This window comes from Streptomyces sp. JLBG701, from assembly GCF_058544905.1.
On sequence record NZ_CM178588.1, the window covers coordinates 8600587 to 8624251 of the forward strand.

At 69.0% G+C, this 23665-nt stretch carries 22 protein-coding genes; 17 read left to right on the forward strand and 5 right to left on the reverse strand.

What is annotated here, in order from left to right; all coding sequences use genetic code 11:
• Nucleotides 1-12 precede the first annotated feature (12 nt).
• The 3 genes from AC5DRG_RS39650 to AC5DRG_RS39660 are packed head-to-tail and all read left to right on the forward strand — an operon-like array spanning nt 13 to nt 3175.
• Nucleotides 13-756 carry a response regulator transcription factor gene (locus tag AC5DRG_RS39650; RefSeq protein ID WP_491804679.1) on the forward strand — a complete coding sequence of 248 codons (744 nt, stop codon included), beginning with the start codon at nt 13-15 and terminating at the stop codon, nt 754-756.
• An 8-nt stretch (nt 757-764) separates the two neighbouring features.
• Entirely contained in the window at nt 765-2273 is a 1509-nt protein-coding gene (locus AC5DRG_RS39655; protein WP_491804680.1) for a sensor histidine kinase, read from the forward strand.
• A gap of 56 nt (nt 2274-2329) precedes the next feature.
• Complete coding sequence (locus AC5DRG_RS39660) at nt 2330-3175, forward strand: SDR family NAD(P)-dependent oxidoreductase (RefSeq protein WP_491804681.1); 846 nt, start codon at nt 2330-2332, stop codon at nt 3173-3175.
• Here AC5DRG_RS39660 and AC5DRG_RS39665 read toward each other — a convergent pair.
• Nucleotides 3116-3856: a multicopper oxidase domain-containing protein gene (locus tag AC5DRG_RS39665; RefSeq protein WP_491804682.1), complete on the reverse strand. Its 741-nt coding sequence runs from the start codon at nt 3854-3856 to the stop codon at nt 3116-3118. The two genes, AC5DRG_RS39660 and AC5DRG_RS39665, sit on opposite strands and share 60 nt — an antisense overlap.
• 457 nt (nt 3857-4313) lie before the next feature.
• On the opposite strand from AC5DRG_RS39665, the gene AC5DRG_RS39670 reads away from it, so the two are divergent.
• The 13 genes from AC5DRG_RS39670 to AC5DRG_RS39730 all read left to right on the forward strand — a co-directional run bounded on the left by AC5DRG_RS39670 (nt 4314) and on the right by AC5DRG_RS39730 (nt 17908).
• Entirely contained in the window at nt 4314-4616 is a 303-nt protein-coding gene (locus AC5DRG_RS39670) for a hypothetical protein (RefSeq protein WP_491804683.1), read from the forward strand.
• 282 nt (nt 4617-4898) lie between these two features.
• The gene (locus AC5DRG_RS39675; protein WP_491804684.1) at nt 4899-5597 is read left to right on the forward strand and encodes a nuclear transport factor 2 family protein; all 699 of its coding nucleotides are present in this window, start codon (nt 4899-4901) and stop codon (nt 5595-5597) included.
• Nucleotide 5598: 1 nt separating this feature from the next.
• Nucleotides 5599-6339 (forward strand): nuclear transport factor 2 family protein, encoded by a 741-nt coding sequence (locus AC5DRG_RS39680; protein ID WP_491804685.1) that lies wholly within the window; start codon nt 5599-5601, stop codon nt 6337-6339.
• A gap of 10 nt (nt 6340-6349) precedes the next feature.
• The gene (locus tag AC5DRG_RS39685; protein WP_491804686.1) at nt 6350-7072 is read left to right on the forward strand and encodes a nuclear transport factor 2 family protein; all 723 of its coding nucleotides are present in this window, start codon (nt 6350-6352) and stop codon (nt 7070-7072) included.
• Between the two features lie 37 nt (nt 7073-7109).
• Nucleotides 7110-7832: a nuclear transport factor 2 family protein gene (locus AC5DRG_RS39690; protein ID WP_491804687.1), complete on the forward strand. Its 723-nt coding sequence runs from the start codon at nt 7110-7112 to the stop codon at nt 7830-7832.
• Between the two features lie 86 nt (nt 7833-7918).
• Nucleotides 7919-9802, forward strand: a complete 1884-nt coding sequence (locus AC5DRG_RS39695; RefSeq protein ID WP_491804688.1) for a 2-oxoacid:acceptor oxidoreductase subunit alpha — start codon at nt 7919-7921, stop codon at nt 9800-9802.
• On the forward strand, nt 9799-10884 hold the full coding sequence (locus AC5DRG_RS39700) for a 2-oxoacid:ferredoxin oxidoreductase subunit beta (RefSeq protein ID WP_491804689.1): 1086 nt from the start codon (nt 9799-9801) through the stop codon (nt 10882-10884). The genes AC5DRG_RS39695 and AC5DRG_RS39700 overlap by 4 nt, the downstream gene beginning before the upstream one ends.
• Complete coding sequence (gene fdxA / locus AC5DRG_RS39705) at nt 10881-11195, forward strand: ferredoxin (RefSeq protein ID WP_491804690.1); 315 nt, start codon at nt 10881-10883, stop codon at nt 11193-11195. Before AC5DRG_RS39700 ends, fdxA begins: the two co-directional genes overlap by 4 nt.
• Nucleotides 11196-11381: 186 nt before the next feature.
• Nucleotides 11382-12773 carry an ABC transporter substrate-binding protein gene (locus AC5DRG_RS39710; protein WP_491804691.1) on the forward strand — a complete coding sequence of 464 codons (1392 nt, stop codon included), beginning with the start codon at nt 11382-11384 and terminating at the stop codon, nt 12771-12773.
• A 2-nt stretch (nt 12774-12775) separates the two neighbouring features.
• Nucleotides 12776-13717, forward strand: coding sequence for an ABC transporter permease (locus tag AC5DRG_RS39715; protein WP_491804692.1), 942 nt, complete (start codon nt 12776-12778; stop codon nt 13715-13717).
• The gene (locus tag AC5DRG_RS39720; RefSeq protein ID WP_491804693.1) at nt 13714-15444 is read left to right on the forward strand and encodes a dipeptide/oligopeptide/nickel ABC transporter permease/ATP-binding protein; all 1731 of its coding nucleotides are present in this window, start codon (nt 13714-13716) and stop codon (nt 15442-15444) included. The genes AC5DRG_RS39715 and AC5DRG_RS39720 overlap by 4 nt, the downstream gene beginning before the upstream one ends.
• Nucleotides 15441-16442, forward strand: a complete 1002-nt coding sequence (locus AC5DRG_RS39725; protein WP_491804694.1) for an ABC transporter ATP-binding protein — start codon at nt 15441-15443, stop codon at nt 16440-16442. The genes AC5DRG_RS39720 and AC5DRG_RS39725 overlap by 4 nt, the downstream gene beginning before the upstream one ends.
• The gene (locus AC5DRG_RS39730) at nt 16439-17908 is read left to right on the forward strand and encodes an FAD-dependent oxidoreductase (RefSeq protein ID WP_491804695.1); all 1470 of its coding nucleotides are present in this window, start codon (nt 16439-16441) and stop codon (nt 17906-17908) included. Before AC5DRG_RS39725 ends, AC5DRG_RS39730 begins: the two co-directional genes overlap by 4 nt.
• 154 nt (nt 17909-18062) lie before the next feature.
• On the opposite strand, the gene AC5DRG_RS39735 is transcribed toward AC5DRG_RS39730, so the two are convergent.
• Entirely contained in the window at nt 18063-19592 is a 1530-nt protein-coding gene (locus AC5DRG_RS39735) for a helix-turn-helix domain-containing protein (protein WP_491804696.1), read from the reverse strand.
• 64 nt (nt 19593-19656) lie between these two features.
• A complete protein-coding gene (locus AC5DRG_RS39740) occupies nt 19657-19854 on the reverse strand; it encodes a DUF4236 domain-containing protein (RefSeq protein ID WP_491804697.1) in 198 nt (65 codons plus the stop codon).
• A gap of 369 nt (nt 19855-20223) precedes the next feature.
• On the opposite strand from AC5DRG_RS39740, the gene acnA reads away from it, so the two are divergent.
• Nucleotides 20224-22938: an aconitate hydratase AcnA gene (gene acnA, locus AC5DRG_RS39745; RefSeq protein WP_491804698.1), complete on the forward strand. Its 2715-nt coding sequence runs from the start codon at nt 20224-20226 to the stop codon at nt 22936-22938.
• On the opposite strand, the gene AC5DRG_RS39750 is transcribed toward acnA, so the two are convergent.
• Both AC5DRG_RS39750 and AC5DRG_RS39755 read right to left on the reverse strand, forming a co-directional pair.
• Nucleotides 22928-23335 carry a hypothetical protein gene (locus tag AC5DRG_RS39750; protein ID WP_491804699.1) on the reverse strand — a complete coding sequence of 136 codons (408 nt, stop codon included), beginning with the start codon at nt 23333-23335 and terminating at the stop codon, nt 22928-22930. The two genes, acnA and AC5DRG_RS39750, sit on opposite strands and share 11 nt — an antisense overlap.
• Before the next feature lie 22 nt (nt 23336-23357).
• Nucleotides 23358-23645, reverse strand: a complete 288-nt coding sequence (locus tag AC5DRG_RS39755) for a hypothetical protein (RefSeq protein WP_491804700.1) — start codon at nt 23643-23645, stop codon at nt 23358-23360.
• Nucleotides 23646-23665 lie beyond the last annotated feature (20 nt).

Consider the following 23665-nt stretch of genomic DNA (forward strand, 5'->3'; position numbering starts at 1 on the left):
CCAGCACACGTCATGACCGAGCAGCCCGCAGCAGCGAGGCCGCGACATCGGCTCCTCGTGGTCGAGGACGAGCCCAGCATCCGTACCTTGCTGGAGGCAACGCTTCGCCTGACCGGATACGAGGTGAGCAGCACCGACACCGGACAGTCGGCCCTCCTGGAGATCGAACGCCTGGGACCGCACCTGGTGCTGCTGGACGTGATGCTGCCCGACCTGGACGGCTTCGAGGTGACCCGCAGGCTGCGGGCGGCAGGCAACGACTGTCCGATCCTGTTCCTGACCGCCCGCACCGGCATCGATGATCGGATCACCGGCCTGAGTGCCGGCGGGGACGACTACGTCGCCAAACCGTTCAGCATCGAGGAGGTGCTCTTGCGCATCGAGGCCATTCTGCGTCGCACGGTGTCGGTCACCGAATGGCAGGCGGCGCAGAGTGTTCTGCGCTTCGCCGACCTCGAACTCGACGAGGGCGCCCACGAGGTGCACCGCGCGGGGCAGTACATCGCCCTGTCACCAACCGAGTTCAAACTCCTCGCCTACCTCCTGTCGAACGCGGGCCAGGTCGTGACCAAGGTCCAGATCCTCGACCACGTCTGGAGCTACGACTTCGCCGGCGACTCCCGGATCATCGAAACGTACGTCAGATACCTGCGCAGGAAGATCGATTGCTTCGCGCCGCCACTCATCCATACCGTGCGCGGCGTCGGCTACTGCCTGAGGCTTCCCCGTGACCACACAGGGCCCTCGGACCAGTGACCCGGTACGTGCCCAGGCCGCCCAAATCGCTGCGACGGCGCCTCGTCCTCGGGGCCACCGTGCTCGCCACCGCGGCAGTCCTTGCCTCCCAGGCCATCGGCTACGTGGTCCTTCGAACCTGGCTGCTGGACCGGGTGGACGAGCAGCTCGTCGAGTTCCATCCACCGGCTCCCGCCTTCTACGACGCGCTCAACGGCACACTCCCGGATCCAGGGGAAGGCTCGGACGTGCTGCCCTCGGACTTCCACGTCTACTTCTACGACTCCACCGGGCGCCGGCTGAACGACTCCCTGGGCTCCGAGACCAAGCCCGGACCCCGGCTGGCCGATCAGGCGCGGGACCTCGGGCTGCGGGACGGTCACCCCGAAACCGTGCCCGCCATCAGTGGTGACGGCCGCTGGCGCGTACTGCTGAGTCCCGGCCCGGACGGCACGAGCGCGGTGGTCACCCTTCCGCTCGACACCGTCGACGGCGCCATGTCGAAGCTCCTGTGGCTGAACGCCGTGCTGCTCGCCGTCACGGTCGTCGCCCTGATCGCGCTGGGCCGGTGGGTGGTTCGTCTGGGGCTGCTGCCCCTGACCAGAATGGAACGGACGGCTCAGGACATCACCGCGGGCCGGCTCGATCTGCGGTTGCCCGACACCGATGCGCGTACCGAGATCGGACGGCTTGGCCGGGTTCTGAACTCCATGCTCGACCGCCTCCAGAAGGCGCTGTTGGCGCGTGAAGCCTCGGAGGCCCGACTGCGCCGCTTCGTCGCGGACGCCGGGCACGAGCTGCGCACTCCGCTCACGGCCATCCAGGGCTACGCCCAACTCGCCCTCCGCCCGGAGCCGCGCCCGGACGAGGACCGGCGGGAGGCCAACCGGTTCATCGCGCAGAACGCGGAACGCATGAGTCTGCTCGTCGACGACCTCCAACTGCTCGCCACACTGGACAAGGAGCCTTCGTACCGGAGAGAGCCGGTCGACCTGCTGTCCCTCGCGGCGGACGCCGTCAGCGCGGCCGCCGTCCACAGCGAGTCCCACCCCGTCGACCTCGGCCCGCTGCGCACCCCGGCCGATCCCACCGGCGCCGAGGAACTCGACGTCGCGGAGACCGTCGGCGACCCGCACCGACTGCGTCAGATCCTCGAGAACCTCCTGTCCAACGCCCGCATCCACACCCCGCCCGGCACTCGCGTCCACGTACGGGTAGGCACGACCGAGGCGGGCCCACGCACCGGCGGTACCGACCGCCCCGGGCGTACCACGGCCTCGGCGCCTCTACCGGAGCGCCTCCCGATCAGTGTGATCGAGGTGGCGGACGAAGGGCCGGGCCTCGAACCCGCCGACGCCGAGCTCGTATTCGAGCGGTTCTACCGCGCCGACCCCGCCCGCTCCCGCGTCCACGGAGGCAGCGGCCTCGGCCTCGCCATCGCCGCGACCATCGCCGAGGGCCACGGCGGCCGTCTCGAACTCGACACCGCCCCCGGGCAAGGCTGCACCTTCCGCCTGGTCCTTCCCTCAGCCGCCTAGGCAGAGGCGGTCATACCAGCCATCCGAAGGTGCGATGCCTCTGGCGGCGCGAATTCTTGTTCCTGCACATAAGGCGTAACTACGCTTTCAGCACCGCACTCCGGCGGCATTGGACAAAGGGCATGGCAATCATGGATCGACTGGCTGGAAAAATCGCCTTCATCAGCGGAACGGGTGCCGGAATAGGGCGGGCCGCCGCCCAGATATTCGCTGCGGAAGGCGCCACGGTATTCGGCTGCGACATCGATCCCGACTCCGCCGCCGAAACGGTCGCGCTTGTGGAGAAAGCCGGGGGCGCCATGAAGTCCCTCGCCGGCGTCGACCTGTCAACCGAGGACGGTGCCCGGGAGTGGATCGAAGCCGGCATAGCCACCTTCGGCGGTATCGACATCCTTTACAACAACGCCTCGGCGCTGCGGAACGGGCCGTTCGAGACGATGCCCGCCGAGGACTGGTACTTCACCATCAAGAACGAACTCGACATCCCGTACTTCTGCACGCAGGCGGCCTGGCCGCACCTGATCGCCCGGGGCGGAGGTGCTGTCCTCAACGTCGCGTCGGTCGCCGCCGTGCGGGGCGCCCCGTTCATGCCGATGGTGCCGCACGGCGCCGCCAAAGGCGGGGTACTGGCGATGAGCAAGCACCTCTGCGCGGCCGGCGCCCCGCACCACATCCGAGTCAACACCGTCGCGCCCGGCATGACCCGCACCTCCGCGACCGCGCCCTTCCTCGATGACCCGAACGGGCCGAAAGCCCAACTGGAGGCGCGTATCCCAGTGGGGCGCGTGGGGCAGCCGGAGGACATCGCGCGAGCTGCGGCCTTCCTTTGCTCCGACGAGGCCTCATTCGTCAACGGCGCCAACCTCATGGTCGACGGCGGCGACAGTGCGATGGCGGGCTGACCGGCCCGCGCGTGCTGATCCCGCTGTCCGCCCGGTCTTGGGAGACGCATCCCTGCGGCGCAGTTGGTGGAGGCTCCAGCCGTCGAGGGTGTCGATGTCCTTCCCGCCGGAGAGCGGGTTCGCCAACGGCCTGGTGGCCGCTTCGAAGATCTCGGCGGCTCGGCGGTACGAGAGCCAGCACGTCATGGCGTCCTGCAGTACCTCCCAGGTGGGGGACCAGGTGTCGCCGTCCGCGATGGTGTTCTGCGGGCCGCCGTCCATGCTCGGCGGGATGTGGAGCCCGTGCCAGTGGGTGGTGGTCTCGACACCCAGGCTGTTGGTGACGTTGATCTTCACTTGGTCGGCCTTGGCCATCCGCAGCGTGGGCCCGAGGAACGATCCGTTGTATCCGGCCGTCTTGCTGGTGACGCCGGACAGCAGTTCGTGGGTGCCGGTCTGCATGGTCAGGTCGTAGACCAGCGCGCCGCCGGTTTTCTCACCGGACAGCAGGTCCGGGATGGTGAGGGAGCCGCCGTCCGCGGCCGTCGCCTCTTCCGCGGCACTGGCCGACATGGACGTTCCGAGGAGCGTGCCCGTGCCGAGTGCTGCTCCGCCGCCTGCGACGGTGCTCAGGAACCGTCGGCGGTTGAATGTTTTCCCGTGCTTGCCCGAATCGTTGGGCGGGTTCGTGTTGTTCGCCATGGGCCGTGATGTTGTACGCGCTCTCCTTTACGGACTCTTGGCGGATGATAAGAGGAAGATAAAATGTGGCGGGTTGGAGAGTATGCCGCAGTAAACCGCCGAGGTTTTGGTGGCGTTGATCCGCAGGGTCGCGGGGATGTTTTAATTGCCTGTTTTGATCACGAGATGCCGCGAAGGGCGAGGGCGGCTTCGGGTTGAGCGTGGGTGCGTCGGCCGCCGGCGCGTAGGTGTGGTGCGCCACACGTAGGCGTGAGGGCGCCTGCCCCATCCCCCGGACGCCGCACAAGGGGTCGTAGGGCACATATTCATGTCGCATGCCATGCATGCCGTGACGCGATTTCCGACTGCTTCCGGCCACGGACATCGCTCGCTACTGTGACGACACCGGAGCCGCCGATGCGGCCCCGCTCGCACCGGCCCGCGGTCGGTGCGGTCCCCAGAGCCGAAGGAACGCCGCATGACCACCATCACGTCCGAGCGGGGCCGCTGCGGCGGCAGGCTCGTCGTGCGGTGCGTGCCGGTCCGGTCCGATGGCACTCGGCGGCCCGTTTCCTTCCCCGACGGCCGTCGCCATGACGCGGGACCGTCCAAGAGCGCTCTCGGCGGCTCGATGCCCACGCCGACCGGCTGCAAGAAGGCTTCCACGGTGATGCACACGGGCCGGCCGTGCCGCCCCGCTCACGCGACGCCCAGCGCCCGTACGTTGCTGAGAAACGGATCCCGCCCCGGGCCGGTCCGCGGCTTCGCGCGTCACGCCTGACACGGCATCACCACACCCTTCACTGTCGTCACCCCGCCCTCGCCTTCTCCGGCGACGATCGCGGCCCCCGTATCCGCCGAACACGCGTCCCGGCTGTTTTCCGCCGATGACGGAGCCGGCGGCAGGACTGGTGACCGGGCTGGTGACAAGCCGTCGGTGAGCTGCCCCGTGACGCCCATCAACACCCATCCCGAGCAGTGCCGCGCGCCCGCCTGCCCAGGGCACTCGCTCCCACCACGACGGCTCCGACCGCGACCTTCGACCACGCAGGGATGAGAAGAGTTGAACCACCACGACACCGTCACACCCGATCTGGAGAGGGAACTCCGGCGCCTGGAGGACGTCCAGGCAATCCACAACCTCATGGGCCGACGCGCGTACCTGCACTCGGCCGGCCTCAACGACCGCGAACTCCTGGAGTGCTGGGCGACCGACGCCCCCGGCGTCTCCTTCGAGGCCGAGGACTGGGGCGTGTGGGACGGCTGGGACCACATATGGAACGCGTACGTGGAGAAGAACCCCTTCCCCGCCGGTACCCCGGGCCTGCTCATCGAGCACACCCTGACGACGCCCGTCATAGAGGTGGCCGGTGACGGCCTGACCGCCAAGGGGGTGTGGATCTCCCCGGGGCACGAGACCTTTCCGGTGCCGGACGGCCTTCCCGCCGCCCACTGGTCATGGGGCCGCTACGGCGTCGACTTCCTGAAGGAGGGCGGTGAGTGGCGGATATGGCATCTCCACGTCTACACCACTTTCCGCACCCCGTACGACCAGGACTGGGTCGACTCCTCGGTCAATCGCCCCGCCCATCTCCCGACGGAGGGGGAGGTCGTTCCCGGGATGCCGGTGGTGGACCGGCCGGTGACCTTCAACCAGCCGTACGCGCTCGACGCGGCCCCCGTCCTCCAGCCCCCGCCGCCCGAACCGTACGGGACCTGGCAGGAGACCACCGGCTACACCGACCCGCCGAAGGAGGCCTGAGTTGACGACATCGACCGAGACTCCGACGACCCTGACCAGGGCGCAGCGGCTGCACCGGATCAGGGCTGTGCACGAGATCCACAACCTCATCGGCCGCCACGCCTTCCTCAACGCGGCCGGTCACTACGACGACCTCATCGACACCTTCGCTCGCCACACCCCCGGCGTGACGGTCGAGCTGGCCGACTGGGGCGTGTACGAGGGGTTGGCCGGCGCCCGCGCCGCGCTGATCGGGCCGCTGCTGGAGATGGCCCGCCGCAACGGGGAGGGCATGCGGGCCGCGTTCCCGGAGCTGGACGTCCGGGACGACCGTGCCGGAATGCTGCTGGAAAGTGCGTTCACGACCCCGGTCGTCCAGGTCGCCGAGGACGGCGGATCGGCCCGCGGCGTGTGGATGGTGCTGGCCGCGCAGACGGGCTTCGACCCTGACGCGGGGCGGCCCGAGGCCGGCTGGGCGTGGGCGCACCACGCCGTCGACTTCGTCCACGAGGCGGACGAGGAGAACGGGAAGGACGGCGCCTGGCGGATCCTGCGGCTGCGGGTCGTGCCGCGCTTCCGTACCGCGTACGGCAGCAGCTGGGTCGAGAGCTCCCTGCGCCGACCGTCGCCGCCGCCGCTGACCACGACGTCCGACCGGCCGCCCACCGCGCCCCTCAACGACTACTCCGTCACCCGCGTGCCGACGTACGACCCCAGGCCCCCGGAGCCGTACCGCACCCTCGACGACCTCCCGCCCCTGTAAGGAGCCCCCCATGGCCCAGGACCAGACGACACAGGAACAGACGGCACAGGAACAGACGGCACAGGACCAGGACGACTTCGACAGGCGGCTGCGACGCCTGGAGGACATCCACGAGATCCACAACCTCATGGGTATGCACGAGTACCTGCACGCCGCGGGGCGCAACGGCGAGGAGTTCGAGCAGCTCTTCGCCAAGGACGCGCCCGGCCTGACCTTCGAGCCCGAGGACTGGGGTGTCTTCGAGGGCGCGGAGACCGTCAAGGGCTGCTACGTCGACGGAGCCCCGCCCGAAATCCCGGGACTCATGACCGAGCATGCCGCCACCACCCCCGTGATCGAGATCGCCGAGGACGGCCTGACCGCCAAGGGCGTGTGGATCTCCCCGGGCCACGAGACCTTTCCCCAGCCGGACGGTCCGCCCATCGCCCACTGGTCGTGGGGCCGCTACGGCATCGACTTCGTCAAGGAGAGCGGCGCGTGGAAGTTCTGGCACTTCCACATCTACACCACCTTCCGCACGCCCTATCGCCAGAGCTGGGTCGAGTCCTCGATCAACCGGCCGCCCCACTTCCCCGAACCCGGGCAGCTCATGGAGGGCATGACGCCCCCGTCGCGCCCGGTCACCTTCCACCAGCCCTACGGCGTCGACACGGCCCAGGAGTTGGCGCCGCTCCCGCCCGTGCCGTACCGGACGTTCGACGAGACCTGGTCGTACACCGACCAGCCCACCTGAGCCCCCGTCAGCAAGCCCCGTCACCGAGGAGCCGTACATGAGCGACACCGCGCAGCTGACCGCCGAGCAGAAGCTCCAGAAGGTCCTGGACATCCACGAGGTCCAGAACGTGATGAGCCGCCACGCCTACTACCACGGGCTCGGCAAGAACGCCGAGGAACTCGACGCGATCTGGGTCAAGGAGACCCCGGAGCCCACCTTCGCGCAGAACCAGGGCTACTACGTCGGCTACGAGTCGATCGCCTACTACTACGGCGAGCTGAACCGCATCATGCAGCGGGCCAACCTCAAGCTGCTGCGCAGGCATTACCCCGAACTGGCGGACTCCGACGACAACCTGGGCGCCGGCACCCTGCTCACGCACCCGTTGACCACCCCGATCATCGAGATCGCCGGCGACGGAGAGACGGCCAAGGGCATGTGGTACTCCCCGGGCCAGGTCACCGAGATCATGCCGCCCGACCACAAGCCCGTCGCGCACTGGATCTGGGAGAAATACGGCGTCGACCTCGTCCGCGAGCGGGGCCAGTGGAGGATCTGGCACCTGCACGTCTACACGGACTTCTTCACGCCGGTCGGCGCGAGCTGGGCGGACCTGACCGCCGACGCGCCGATGGGTGTCGGCGACTCCTCGGTGGAAATGCCGCGCCCGGATGTCGAGGAGGAGACCTACAAGGTCTACGGCCACACCCAGCTGCCGCAGGACCTGCCGCGCATGCCCGAGCCCTACCGCACCTTCAGCGAGACCTTCAGCTACTGACAGCAGCTACTGACAGCGCGGGTGTCCGCCGCCCAGCACGTGGCATCCCGACTCGCTCCCCAATCCCGACGTACTGGAGGACTGCCGTGACCGCGCGCATCACCTCAGGAACCGTCCCGCGTCCTCCCGTGCCGTTGGAACGCGTCGTCATCCGCTTCGCCGGCGACTCCGGCGACGGCATGCAGCTCGCGGGTGACCGGCTGTCCGCCGACAGCGCCGCGTTCGGCAACGACCTGGCGACCCGCCCGGACTTCCCTGCCGAGATCCGTGCCCCGCAGGGCACGGTGCCGGGTGTCTCCTCGTTCCAGGTGCACTTCGCCGACTACGACATCCTCACCGCCGGCGACCGCCCCGACGTGCTCGTCGCCATGAACCCGGCAGCCCTCAAGGCCAACGCCGCCGATCTGCCGCTCGGCGCGACCGTGATCGTCAACACCGATGAGTTCACCCGTCGCAATCTCCAGCGCGCGGACTATGCGACGTCACCGCTTCAGGACGCGACCCTGAGCGGGCACGTCGTGCACCAGGTGCCCATGAGCAGCCTGACGCGTGGTGCGCTCGCCGACAGCGGCGTGTCCCGCAAGGACGCGGAGCGGGCGAAGAACATGTTCGCCCTCGGCCTGATCGCCTGGATGTACGGCCGCCCCACCGCCGGTACGGAGACCTTCCTGCGGCGGAAGTTCGCCGACCGCCCGGAGGTGGCCGAAGCCAACGTCACCGCCTTCCGGACGGGCTGGAACTACGGCGAGACCACGGAGGCGTTCGCCACCACCTACGAGATCGCCCCCGCCGATCTGCCGCCCGGCACCTATCGGCAGATCACCGGCAACACCGCACTCGCCCTCGGGCTGACCGCCGCCGGGCAGCGAGCGGGCCTTCCCGTGCTGCTCGGCAGCTACCCGATCACCCCGGCCTCCGACATCCTCCACGAACTCGCCCGGCACAAGGAGTTCGGCGTCCTCACCCTCCAGGCGGAGGACGAGATCGCCGGGATCGGAGCCGCCCTCGGCGCGGCCTTCGGCGGGGCGCTGGGAGTCACCTCCACCTCCGGGCCGGGGCTCGCCCTGAAGAGCGAGATCCTCGGCCTGGCGGTGATGACCGAGCTGCCACTGGTCGTGATCGACGTGCAGCGCGGCGGCCCGTCCACCGGGCTGCCCACCAAGACCGAGCAGTCCGACCTGCTGCAGGCCATGCACGGCCGCAACGGTGAGGCCCCGCTGCCCGTCATCGCTCCGCGCTCGCCCGGCGACTGCTTCGACGCCGCCCTGGAAGCGGCCCGGATCGCGCTCGCCTACCGCACGCCGGTCCTGCTCCTGTCGGACGGAGCGCTGGCCAACGGCTCCGAACCATGGCGGATTCCGGAGCCCGACGACCTGCCGGACCTGCGCGTGGAATTCGCGACCGAGCCCAACTCCCCAGACGGTTCAGGGGCGTTCTGGCCTTATCTGCGCGACCGGACCACCCTCGCCCGACCGTGGGCGATCCCGGGCACCGCGGGCCTGGAGCATCGCATCGGCGGCCTGGAGAAGTCCGACGGCCCAGGAGCGATCTCCTACGACTCCGCCAACCACGAGCGCATGGTCCGGCTGCGCCAGGCGAAGGTCGACGGCATCGACGTGCCCGACGTCGAGGTCGAGGACCCCGACGGGCGGGCGGACGTCCTGGTGCTCGGCTGGGGTTCGACGTACGGGCCGATCGGTGCGGCCTGCCGCCGGGTGCGAGCCCGCGGACTGCCCGTGGCCCAGACCCATCTGCGGCATCTGCGGCCCTTCCCGGCCAATCTCGGCGCGGTATTGCGTGCCTACCGGCAGGTGGTGGTGCCCGAGATGAACCTCGGCCAGCTCGCCGGACTCCTGCGCGCCGCGTACGGAGTGGACGTGGTCAGCCGTTCGAAGGTCACCGGCCGGCCCTTCGGAGCCGAGGAACTCGCCGACGCCCTCGTATCCGTGATCAAAGGAGAATCGGCATGACCACGACCGAGCTCGGCATGCCGGGCACGCACGGCCTGGACGGCGTGCCCTCGGCCGACGGGCCGCAGACCGCCAAGGACTACCGCTCGGACCAGGAGGTCCGCTGGTGCCCCGGCTGCGGCGACTATGCCGTACTGGCCGCGGTCCAGTCCTTCCTGCCCGAACTCGGACTGCGCCGCGAGAACATCGTCTTCATCTCGGGCATCGGCTGCTCGTCCCGCTTCCCGTACTACCTCAACACCTACGGCATGCACTCCGTGCACGGGCGCGCCCCCACCCTGGCCACCGGCCTCGCCGTCACCCGCCCGGATCTCAGCGTCTGGGTGGTCACCGGTGACGGCGACGCGCTGTCCATCGGGGGAAACCACCTCATCCACGCCCTGCGGCGCAACGTCAACCTGAAGATCCTGCTCTTCAACAACCGGATCTACGGACTGACCAAGGGCCAGTACTCACCCACCTCGGAACCCGGGACGGTCACCAGGTCGACCCCACTGGGCTCGGTCGACCACCCCTTCAACCCGGTCTCGCTCGCCCTCGGCGCGGAGGCGACCTTCGTGGCCCGGGCCCTGGACTCCGACCGGGCGCAGCTCACCGAGGTGCTACGGGCGGCGGCCGAGCACAGGGGGACGGCCTTGGTGGAGATCTACCAGAACTGCCCGGTCTTCAACGACGGCGCCTTCGACGCTGTGAAGGACCCCCGGGAGCGCGTCCAACGGATCGTCCCGCTGCGCGACGGGGAGCCGGTGCGCTTCGGGGCCGAGGGAGAGTACGGCGTCGTGCGCGATCCCCGTACCGGCGGACTGCGCGTGGCCCCGGTCGCCGAGACGGGCGAGGACGCTCTGGTCGTGCACGATGCCGCGGCGGGTGACCCCACGCAGGCGTTCGCCCTGTCCCGACTGGACAGCGGGGACCACGGCCCCGTCGTGCCCGTCGGGGTGTTCCGGGCGGCGCGGCGTCCCACCTACGACGACCTGGTACGGCAACAGGCGGGCCTGAGCGGGGGCGGCGGCACCCTGCGGGACCTGCTGCGAGGCCGCGACGCCTGGACCGTGGAACCGCATCGGAGGAACACCGCATGACGTACGTCATCGCACAGCCCTGCGTGGATGTGAAGGACCGGGCATGCCTGGAGGAATGCCCCGTGGACTGCATCTACGAGGGCGAGCGCATGCTCTACATCCACCCGCAGGAATGCGTCGACTGCGGCGCCTGCGAACCCGTGTGCCCGGTCGAGGCGATCTTCTATTCCGAGGATGTGCCGCCGGAATGGGCCGCCTTCACCGACGCCGGCGAGGTCTTCTTCACCGGCCTCGGCTCTCCAGGAGGTGCTTCGGGGACCGGCCCGATATCGGCGGACGCCCCGCTCGTCGCCGAGTTTCCGGCGCGTTGAATTCGGGGCCACCACATATCTCATTCAGTCAGCGTCGACGTTGAGGAGTTCATGGTGTTGAGGCGTACAGCATTGTCGCTTATCGGAACGTCCGTCCTGGTGGCAGCCACCGGCTGCGCCGGCTCGGGCACGGGAGCGTCCAGAAAGAAAACCTTCACGATGTCCGCGTTCCCGACGGGAAATTCAATGGACCCGTGGAAGACGCAGCTGAGCCAGTACGTGGCAGCCGCGACGTACGACACGCTCACCCATCTCAACGCCGACGGCACCGTGGCCCCGTGGCTGGCCACCTCATGGAATTACAGCGACGCCACGACCTTGGTGATGGACCTGCGTACCGATGTGGTCTTCACCGATGGCGCGAGCTTCGACGCGGAGGCCGTCAAGGCCAATATCGAGTACGCCAAGTCGGTCACCCCGTCGAACGTGGCGGCGCAGCCCTACCTCGCCTACATCCGGTCGGTCGAGGTCGTGTCCAAGAGCAGGGTGCGCTTCAACCTGACGTCTCCGCAGCCCGACCTGCCCTACGGGTTCTCCCAGCATGCGGGCTGGATGGTGAGCCCCACCGCGCTCAAGAACCCCGACGCCCTCGCCGACACAGCGGTCGGATCCGGCCCCTACGTCCTCGACAAGAGCGGCACGACGACGAACAAGACCTACACGTTCACCCGGAACAAGAACTACTGGGCGCCGACCGCCAAATGGCCCCGCTTCGAAAAGCTGGTGGTGCAGTTGATGACCGACTCCACCGCCTCCGACAACGCCGCGCGCAGCGGCCAGATCGACTACACGATCGTGTCGGCGGGAACGGAAATAACCGGGTGGAAGATCTCCCAGGGCGCCGCATGCGCCTTCCACGGCTTCACGATCTTCGACACCGAAGGCGAGATCAACAAGCCGCTCGGCGATGTGCGCGTCCGGCAGGCCATGAACTACGCGATCGACCGGCAGGCGATCCTCAAGTCCGTGCTCGACGGTCAGGGGACCGCCAACGCCTCGACGCCGTTCGGACCGGACAGCCTCGGCTACAGCCGGAACATCGACAGCTATTACACCTACGACGTCGCCAAGGCCAAGCGACTCCTGCGCCAGGCCGGCTACCCGAACGGGTTCTCGGTCAAGGTGCTGAACAACCCGCAGTGGGACCAGATGGCCCAGGCCCTCGCCGGCTATCTCCGCAAGGTCGGCATCGACGTGCAGCTCAGCAACCACGGTGACGACCTCGTACAGCAGACCAACTCCGGCAAGTGGGCGATGTCCACGTCTCTCCAGTCGGTGACCGGACTCCCGTACAGCGACTTCACCTTCCTGATGACGAAGAGTTCGTCGATGAACCCGCTCGGCAACAGCGACGCGAAGGTGGATGCCCTGCTGGCCGAGGCCGTGGCAGCCGAAGGAGACGAGCAGAAGCGGCTCTACGCGGAGCTGGCCGAGTACGCCGCGGAACAGGCGTGGTACGTGGTCCCGGCGTTGAGCAGCCAGTTGCACGCCTACAACCCGGACGTCGTCAAGGTGGTCGAACCCGAGCGAGCCGGTGGCCCGATGCTGTACCACTTGACGCCGGTCGGAGGTGAGTGACCATGCTCCGACTGTGCTTGCGGCGGCTGGCGTCCGTGGTGCCCATCATGGCGATCGTCGCCACGTTGACGTTTCTCCTGGTCCAGCTCGTTCCCGGGGACCCGGCGTCGTTTCTGCTCGGTACCGGGGCCACGGCGGACCAGGTGGCCGAACTCCGGGCCTCGCTGGGACTGGACCGGCCGGCACTCGTCCAGTACGGCGACTGGCTCGGCGGCCTGTTCCACGGCGACCTTGGAGTGTCGCTGGTGTCGAACCAGACGGTGGCCGACGCTCTCGTCAGCGCGTTGCCGGTCACGCTGTCGGTCGCCGTGCTCGCCACGGCGTTCACGCTCCTGGTCGGCGTCACCCTTGGGACGGTCGCGGCCGTGCGGGGCGGCCTGGTGGACCGCGCGGTGATGTGGGGGGCCAGCATCGGCATGGCGGTTCCGAGCTTCTGGCTCGCGGGCCTGCTCGTGTTCGCCTTCGCCATCCGGCTTCCGGTGTTTCCGGCCACCGGGTACGTCGCCTTCACCACCTCACCGGGGGAGTGGCTGTCGCACCTGATCCTGCCGATGGTCGCCGTGGGGCTGGCGGGGGTGGGACCGGTGGCGTTCCAGACGCGCGTGGGTGTTGTCGACCAGGTCTCGCGCGACTACGTCCGCACGCTCGCGGCCAATGGGCTGTCCCGCAGGCGGATCGTGTGCAGGCACGTGCTGCGCAACGCCGGCGGCCCGGTGGTGACCGTGGCCAGCCTCGGATTCGTGTTCGCCCTCGGCGGGGTCATGGTGATCGAGGCGATCTTCAACCTGCCCGGCGTGGGCACGCTGATGCTCAGCTCGATCCGCCAACACGATCTTCCGGTCGTGCAGGGCGCGGTGCTGGCGTTCAGCCTCATCATCGTCGCCGTCAACCTGCTGACCGACATGGTGGCCGCGGCCCTCAACCCAAGGATCCGGTTCTCATGACCCCGTCCATCACAGCCCTGCGCAGGACGCTCGCCCGCCCGGCGGTCTGGGTGAGCCTCACCTGGCTTGTCGGGATCAGCGTGGCGTGCGCGATGGCGTCGGTGCTCGCGCCCATCGACCCACTGGAGCAAGACCTCTCCCACACCTTCAGCGGGCCCGGCGCGCAGCACTGGCTGGGCTCCGACGCGCTCGGCCGCGACATCTTCTCGCGGCTGCTGCACGGCGGAGGCGGACTGTTGCTGACCGCGCTCATCCCGGTGGGCGTCTCGTTGCTGCTCGCCGTACCCGGCGGGCTGCTCGCGGGCTACCTGTCGGGGCGGGTCGACGCCGCCGCCACCTTCGTCGTAGACATCCTGTTCGCGCTGCCGGGCCTGGTGGTGGTGCTGGCCATCGCCGCGGTGACCGACAACAACCTGACCGTGATGGCCATCTCCTTCGGCGTGTTGACCAGCGGAGCCGTCTTCCGGGTCGTGCGCACCTCGACGGCCGCCGCACGCGAACTGCCGTACGTCGACGCCGCGTTGGTCGCCCGGCTGTCGCGCCATCGGATCCTGGCCCGGCACATCCTGCCCAACGTCACCGGTCCCCTCATCGCCCAGGCGGTAGTGCAGTACAGCGGCACGTTCCTTTTTCTGACCTCCCTGTCCTTCCTCGGCCTCGGCTTCTCGCCGGAGACGCCGAGCTGGGGTCAGATGACCCTGAACGCCGCACAGAACCTGGATCAGCACCCATGGCTGATGGTGCCGGTCGGCGTCGCCCTCACCGCGACCGTGCTGGCCCTCAATCTCGTCGGCCACGCCCTGCTGGACACGCTGAGCGGGCACCGGCGTCCCTCGCAACTGCCCGACCCGCGACGGCCGTTGCCGGATGAGCCCGAGGACGCGGTGGCCCCGCCCACGCCGGCGTCGGACGCGGTGCTGACGGTCGATCGCCTGCACGTGTGCTACCCGGGACAGGACGGCGGCGACCGAGCCGTGGTCCGGGACGTCGGCTTCCAGCTGCGGCGCGGCGAGGTGTTCGGCCTGGTCGGCGAGTCCGGATCCGGCAAGACGACCACCGCGCTGTCCATCCTCGGCCTTGTACCGCCGCCCGGGCGGGTCACCTCCGGCCGTGTGCTGCTCCACGGCGAGGACCTGCTGCGCCTGAACGAGGCGCAACTTCGCAAGGTCCGCGGGTCCCGGATCGGCCTTGTCGCCCAGGAACCGATGGCCGCGCTCGACCCCTCCTTCACGGTCGGCTCGCAACTGGACGAGATGATCTGCCTGCATCGGCGCGTCTGTCGGCGGGAGGCCCGGCGGATCGCGCTGAGTCTGCTGACCCGCGTCGGCCTGCCCGATCCGGCCGCGGTCGCCCGCCGCTATCCGCACCAGCTCTCCGGGGGCATCGCACAGCGGGTGGCCATCGCGCTCGCCCTCAGCGGCGAGCCCGATGTGCTGGTCGCCGACGAACCCACCGCGGCGCTCGACGTCACCGTGCAGGCGGAAATCATCGATCTCCTGCTGCACCTGCGGGAGGAGTCCTCACTCACGCTTCTGCTGGTCACACACGACCTGGGTGTGGTCGCCGACATCTGCGACCGGGTCGCGGTCATGTCGGACGGCCGGCTGATCGAGGAGGGCACCACAGAGGCGGTGCTGCTGTCGCCCGCCCAGGAGTACACCCGCACGCTGGTCGCGGCCACACCCCGGCTTCCGGTCGACGCAGGCGAGGAAAGGAGCTGGGGATGAACACACCGCTGCTGGACGTCAGGGATCTCCGCGTGGAGTACAGGAGCGGGTGGCGCTCCAGTCCCACCAAGGCGGTCGACGACGTGAGCCTCACGGTGGGCCACGGGGAAATCGTGGGCCTGGTGGGCGAGTCGGGCTCGGGCAAGTCGACGGTGGGCAGGGCGATTCTCGGCCTGGCCGCCCCGGCGCGGGGCACCATCCACCTGGGCGGCCAGGACATCACCCACCAGTACGCCGCCGACCGACGGGATCTGTCCACCGGGCTCCAGGTCGTCTTCCAGGACCCCTACGCCTCGCTCAATCCGGCACGCACCATCGGCAGGACGTTGGTTGAACCCCTCGAAGTCCACGGCAAGTTCAGCGCCGCGGACGCCCGAACGCGGATCGGGGAGCTGCTGACCCGGGTCGGCCTGCCCGCCGACGCCATCGACCGCTACCCGAGCGCGTTCTCGGGAGGCCAGCGTCAGCGCATCGCCATCGCGAGGGCGATCTCCACCGATCCGGCGCTGGTCATCTGCGACGAACCGACCAGCGCCCTCGACGTGGTCACCCAGGCACGGATGCTCGACCTGATGACCGACCTCAGCCGCGAACGAGGGACAGCACTGCTGTTCATCGCGCACAACCTCGCGGTGGTCGCAGCCATCGCCCAACGAGTGGTCGTGCTCTACCGCGGGCGAGTCATGGAGACCGGAACCACGCAGGACGTCCTGTGCCGGCCGCTGCACCCCTACACCCAGGCGCTGATCGCCAGTTCACCCGTGGCCGACCCGCTCCGCCAACGCAAACGGCGAGCAGCCCGCAAGCAGGCCGACCCGGTCGCCGCCGGCGAGGGGACAGGGCTCACAGCGCAGGGCTGCCCCTTCGCACCACGCTGCCCGCACGCCACGTCGACGTGCCGGATCCAGCGGCCGGCCGTCACCCCCGTCGATGGCCGGACGGTCGCCTGCCACCTCTTCACCGCCGACAACCCCACACCTGAGGGAGCAACCGCATGAGCGAGATGACCCTGGAACGCGAACTGACAGCGGACCTGGTGGTGATCGGGGCCGGTGGTGCCGGGCTGCCGGCCGCGATCACCGCACAGGAGCACGGACTGGACCGGGTCGTGGTGCTGGAGAAGCGCCCGCTCGTGGGCGGCAACGCCGGTATGTCCGGCGGGTTCCTGTTCGCGGTCCAGAGCAGGTCCCAGCGTGAGGCCGGCCTCGGGAACTCGCCCGACACCGTCTTCCGGGACACGATGGCGTACCACCATTACGACGGCGTGGATCCCCGGCTGGTCCGGCTGTGGGTGGACGAGGCCGACGAGACCGTGAACTGGCTGGAGGATCGCGGTATCGGCTACCGGCCCATGACGGGCATGGACCTGGGCGTGGAGCCCAGCGGATGGTCCAACCACCCTGGCAGCTTCCAGCGGGTGATGGAGGCGCTCAGCCAGCGCTTCACCGCCAAGGGCGGCCAGATTCTCACCAGGGCCGCAGCGGCCGAGATCATCGGCTCGCCGGACACCGGGGTGAGCGCGGTGGTGGCCGACACCAGGGACGGCAGGATCACGATCGAGACCCCGCGGGTCGTGCTCGCCACCGGGGGCTTCACCGGAAACGTCGACCTGCTGCACGAGAAGTTCCCCGGTATCTACGACGAGGACGTCTACTGGACCGACACCAAGCGACTTGCGGGCGACGGGATCGCCCTCGCCCGCGCGGTCGGGGCCGACACAGGCGGCCGTTCGTTCCTCATCAAAGAGAACTGCTACAGCTTCAAGACCAAGAAGAACAAGCCGAACCGCGCGGGCATGGAGCCTCGTTGCCTGTGGGTGAACGCACGTGGCGATCGGTTCCTCGACGAATCGAGCGGCAGGGTCAACGCCACCACCAACGCGCTGATCGTCCAGCCCGGCATGGCCGGGTTCGCGCTGTTCGACGACGACTTGGTGCAGTACGTCATCGACCAGCCGGACCCGTTCGCCGGAGAGGCGCGTCCCGGCGAGGAGGATCCGGGCACCTGGGTCGCCGGGGGCTACCGCACCACGCTGCGTGACACTCTGGCCGATCCGGCGAACAAGGAGTGGTGTGTCTCGGCCGATGACTGGTCGGAGATCGCGCGCTGGATCGGTGCCGACCCGGAGGCGCTGGGCGCGACCGTGCAGGAATACAACGGCTACTGCGACGCCGGGCGTGACGCGCTGTGGGCGAAGGACCCCGAGCACCTGGTCCCGCTGCGCAAGCCGCCGTTCTACGCACTGCGGTTCCGGCCACTCATGATCGACACCGCGGGGCCGCTGCGGATCGACCAGCACCTGCGGGTGCTCGACCCGCAGTCCCGGCCCATCCCCGGACTGTTCGGGGCCGGCTCGGTCGTCGGCGGCTGGATCGGCTCTGACGAGCACCGGTTCGGCACTCCGCTGTCCTGGGCCATCAGTTCGGGTCGTATCGCCGGGATCCGCGCTGCCACGGGGCGGTAGGAAGTGGGTTCACGCTCGGGAGGCGCCCGGCCCGGAAACAGGTCGTAGGAGCCCGGCCCGGCCTCAAAGTCCCAGAGAAGTCCCACGAGTGCCGCCGCACCCCACCCTGACCCACTAAATGGCAGGTCAGACGGGGTGCGGCGGCACTCGCATATCAAATGTCCCGGAAGATCTCGATCTGCGCCCCGATCGAGTTCAGTCGCTCGGCGAGATCCTCGTAACCCCGGTTGATGACGTACACGTTCCGCAGTACGGACGTGCCCTCGGCCGCCATCATCGCCAACAGGACGACCACGGCGGGTCGCAGGGCCGGCGGGCACATCATTTCGGCGGCGCGCCAGCGGGTCGGGCCCTCTACCAACACGCGGTGCGGGTCGAGGAGTTGGAGGCGGCCGCCGAGGCGGTTGAGGTCGGTGAGGTAGATCGCGCGGTTGTCGTAGACCCAGTCGTGGATCAGCGTCTGGCCCTGCGCGGTGGCCGCGATGGCCGCGAAGAACGGGACGTTGTCGATATTCAGACCAGGGAACGGCATCGGGTGGATCTTGTCGATCGGCGCCTCCAGCTTGGAGGGCCGGACGGTGAGGTCGATCAGGCGCGTACGGCCGTTGTCCGCGAAGTACTCGGCCGTACGGTCGTGATCGAGGCCCATCTCCTCAAGCACCGCGAGCTCGATCTCCAGGAACTCGATCGGCACCCGGCACACGGTCAGTTCGGACTCGGTGACGACCGCCGCGGCCAGCAGGCTCATCGCCTCCACCGGGTCCTCGGACGGCGAGTAGTCCACGTCGACGTCGATGTCCGGTACGCCGTGCACGGTGAGCGTGGTGGTGCCGATGCCCTCGACCCGTACGCCCAGGGCCTCCAGGAAGAAGCAGAGGTCCTGGACCATGTAGTTGGAGGACGCGTTGCGGATGACGGTCATGCCGTCGTGCCGGGCGGCGGCAAGCAGCGCGTTCTCGGTCACGGTGTCGCCGCGCTCGGTCAGCACGATAGGCCGGCCGGGGGAGACGGTCCGGTCCACCTGCGCGTGGTAGATCCCCTCGGTCGCCGCGATGTCGAGCCCGAACCGCCGCAGCGCGATCATGTGCGGCTCGATCGTCCGCGTCCCCAGATCGCAACCGCCCGCGTACGGCAGCTTGAAGCGGTCCATACGGTGCAGCAGCGGGCCGAGGAACATGATGATCGACCGCGTACGGCGGGCCGCGTCCGCGTCGATCGCCGCCATCTCCAGCTCGGCCGGCGGCACGATCTCCAGGTCGACCCCGTCGTTGATCCAACGGGTGCGGACGCCGATCGAGCCCAGCACCTCCAGAAGGCGGTACACCTCCTCGATGCGGGCGACCCGACGCAGCACCGTGCGCCCCTTGTTGAGCAGCGAGGCGCACAGCAGTGCCACGCACGCGTTCTTGCTGGTCTTCACGTCGATGGAGCCCGACAGCCGGCGACCGCCGACCACGCGCAGGTGCATCGGACCCGCGTAGCCCAGAGAGACGATTTCGCTGTCGAGAGCTTCGCCGATTCGGGCAATCATCTCAAGGCTGATGTTTTGATTGCCGCGTTCGATCCGATTGACGGCGCTCTGGCTGGTGCCGAGAGCCTCGGCGAGCTGCGTCTGTGTCCAGCCCCGGTGCTGCCTGGCGTCACGGATGAGCTTGCCGATGCGTACGAGGTAGTCGTCTGCCATGAGGTTGAGGCTATCTCAGATATGAGATGGCGCCTCCTGAGGGGGCCGTTCGGGTGACGGCCCGTCAACGTCGCTTGGCGGTACGGGTGCGACGCCACCCGAAAGGTCCGGGCAAATTCATCGATGTCGTACGACGTCCCGTAGTGCTGCGCGTGTGCCGCGGCCCGTGCTCGCCGCCGGTGGTGATGGACATGGAGCGCCGGCCGATGTTCAGTCGCACTCCGGGGAGAATCCGGAAACTCTTGCGGAACGTGAGCGGCATGCCGTTCTCCTCCCAGGGGGCGCGGGATGCGCCCCTCTGTCTCTCCGACTACCCCGAGTCGTCCTGTTGAGGCTCCGTCAGCGCCTTGAGGGCCGTACGGGTCGGGTGTCCCCCCATCCGGCCGCCGACCCCGAAGTGATCGCCGCCGAGGACTCGCGGCTACATGGGCGACCTCCGGGCATGACCAGCCCGCCCCCATGTACTAGAGTTATCTCGACATCGAGATATCTGCCGAGGCGTACCGCAGCCGCACAGTATCGACCGTCTAGTGGTAAGGCTTGCCTAACTTAGCCTTACCTTAGCGGATCGGCCAAGACGTCGTGGCGGCAGGATGCGGTGGGAACGCGCACATCAATGAAGGAGACTGTCGTGTCGGCGAACAGCTTCGACGCCCGCAGCACGCTGCAGGTGGGCGACGAGTCGTACGAGATCTTCCGGCTGGACAAGGTGGAAGGCTCGGCTCGCCTTCCGTACAGCCTGAAGGTGCTGCTGGAGAACCTGCTCCGGACCGAGGACGGCGCGAACATCACCGCCGACCACATCCGGGCGCTCGGCGGGTGGGACTCGCAGGCCCAGCCCAGCCAGGAGATCCAGTTCACCCCCGCCCGTGTGATCATGCAGGACTTCACCGGCGTGCCCTGTGTCGTCGACCTCGCCACCATGCGTGAGGCCGTCAAGGAGCTCGGCGGCGACCCGGCGAAGATCAACCCGCTGGCCCCGGCCGAGCTGGTCATCGACCACTCCGTCATCGCCGACAAGTTCGGCACCAACGAGGCCTTCGCGCAGAACGTCGAGCTGGAGTACGGCCGTAACAAGGAGCGCTACCAGTTCCTGCGCTGGGGTCAGACCGCGTTCGACGAGTTCAAGGTCGTCCCGCCGGGCACCGGCATCGTCCACCAGGTCAACATCGAGCACCTCGCGCGCACCGTCATGGTCCGGGGCGGACAGGCGTACCCCGACACCCTGGTCGGCACCGACTCCCACACCACCATGGTCAACGGCCTCGGTGTGCTGGGCTGGGGCGTCGGCGGTATCGAGGCCGAGGCCGCGATGCTCGGCCAGCCGGTCTCGATGCTCATCCCGCGCGTCGTCGGCTTCAAGCTCACCGGTGAGCTGACCCCCGGCACCACCGCCACCGACCTCGTGCTGACCATCACCGAGATGCTCCGCAAGCACGGTGTGGTCGGCAAGTTCGTCGAGTTCTACGGTGAGGGCGTCGCCGCCACCTCCCTCGCGAACCGCGCCACCATCGGCAACATGTCGCCGGAGTTCGGTTCCACCGCCGCGATCTTCCCGATCGACGGCGAGACCATCAAGTACCTGAAGCTGACGGGCCGCGACGCCCAGCAGCTCGCGCTCGTCGAGGCGTACGCCAAGGAGCAGGGCCTCTGGCTCGACCCGGCCGCCGAGCCCGACTTCTCCGAGAAGCTGGAGCTCGACCTCGCCACGGTCGTCCCCTCGATCGCCGGCCCGAAGCGCCCGCAGGACCGCATCGTCCTCGCGAACGCCGCCGAGCAGTTCAAGTCGGACGTCCGCAACTACGTCGCCGACGACGACGAGGCGGGCAAGGAGTCCTTCCCGGCCTCCGACTCCCCGGCCTCCAGCAACGGCGTGCCGACCAACCCGGTCACGGTCACGGCCCCCGACGGCTCGACCTACGAGATCGACCACGGTGCGGTGACGGTCGCGGCCATCACCTCCTGCACCAACACCTCGAACCCGTACGTCATGGTCGCCGCCGCGCTCGTCGCGAAGAAGGCCGTGGAGAAGGGCCTGACCCGCAAGCCGTGGGTCAAGACCACCCTCGCCCCGGGCTCCAAGGTCGTCACCGACTACTTCGACAAGGCGGGGCTCACCCCCTACCTCGACAAGGTCGGCTTCAACCTCGTCGGCTACGGCTGCACCACCTGCATCGGCAACTCGGGCCCGCTGCCCGAGGAGGTCTCCAAGGCCGTCAACGATCATGACCTGGCCGTGACCGCGGTGCTCTCCGGCAACCGCAACTTCGAGGGCCGGATCAACCCCGACGTCAAGATGAACTACCTGGCCTCCCCGCCGCTGGTCGTCGCGTACGCCCTCGCGGGCTCCATGAAGGTGGACATCACCCGCGACGCCCTCGGCACCGACCAGGACGGCAAGCCGGTCTTCCTGACCGACATCTGGCCGACCGAGGCCGAGGTCAACGACGTCGTGGCGAACGCCATCGGCGAGGACATGTTCAACAAGTCCTACCAGGACGTCTTCGCGGGCGACGCCCAGTGGCAGGCGCTGCCGATCCCGAGCGGCAACACCTTCGAGTGGGACGCGCAGTCGACTTACGTCCGCAAGCCCCCGTACTTCGAGGGCATGACGATGGAGACCACCCCGGTCTCGGACATCGCCGGCGCCCGCGTCCTGGCCAAGCTGGGCGACTCGGTCACCACCGACCACATCTCCCCGGCCGGTGCGATCAAGGCCGACACCCCCGGAGGCAAGTACCTCACGGAGCACGGTGTCGAGCGCCGTGACTTCAACTCCTACGGTTCCCGCCGTGGCAACCACGAGGTGATGATCCGCGGTACGTTCGCCAACATCCGCCTGCGCAACCAGATCGCGCCGGGCACCGAGGGCGGCTACACCCGCGACTTCACGCAGGACGGCGGTCCGGTGTCGTTCATCTACGACGCCTCCCGCAACTACATCGCCGCCGGGACCCCGCTGGTCATCCTGGCCGGCAAGGAGTACGGCTCCGGCTCGTCCCGTGACTGGGCCGCCAAGGGCACCGCGCTCCTCGGCGTCAAGGCCGTCGTCGCCGAGTCGTACGAGCGCATCCACCGCTCGAACCTCATCGGCATGGGCGTCATCCCGCTCCAGTACCCGGCGGGCGCGACCGCCGAGTCCCTCGGCCTGACCGGCGAGGAGACCTTCTCCATCACCGGCATCACCGAGCTGAACGACGGCACCACGCCCCCCACGGTCAAGGTCACCACCGACACCGGTGTGGAGTTCGACGCGGTCGTCCGGATCGACACCCCCGGCGAGGCGGACTACTACCGCAACGGCGGCATCCTGCAGTACGTGCTGCGCAGCCTGATCAACAAGTAAGCGATCCGGTACGGCAGTCGGGCCGCACTCCCCGCCAAGGGGGGTGCGGCCCTTCGCCGTTCCCGCGCGGGTGGCTCACACCCAGCCGCGTTGCGCCGCCCGCCCGCACCCCCAGCTGGAAACGGCTCGCCGCGCCCAGCCGTTCCTGGAGGTCGCTCACCCGGCGGCGCAGCGTCCGCAGGCTCCGCAGTGCGTGCCACAGGACGTCCGGATCCTCCAGCGCCGTGGCCGCGTAGACCGAGCGATACGACACACCGCGCTCCAGCAGATCGGCCTGGAGGTCCAACTGCGGGGTGCGCGGGGCGAGATACGGCGGGGAGTCGAAGAGACACACCTCGTGCTCGGCGCGGGCGTACAGCTCCTCAAGGCGTGCGGCGTTGGCGCCCTCGCCGTCCACCACCTCGAGCTCAGACTCGGTCTCACGGCGCCGGATCAGGGCCCGGATCGCCACCCGCGGGTCGACGGCCCGCAGCCCGCCGACCCGCGGGTGGCGGCTGCAACAGCCCCAGGTCCAATAGCCGTTCGCAGGCGTCCCGGACCTGGGACCGGGAGCCGCCGGTCAGTAAGGCCCAGCCCGCCGTGCCCGCGTCGGGCTGGTGCAGGACCGCCCGGTAGCGCCGTTCGTCGAAGGCGGAGACCCCCACCGCGGCCCAGGGGCTCGCGGTGGGGGTCCGTCTCAGTGCCGGTTCATGTGCCGTGTTCGCCATGGCCCGGCACGCTAAAGGAT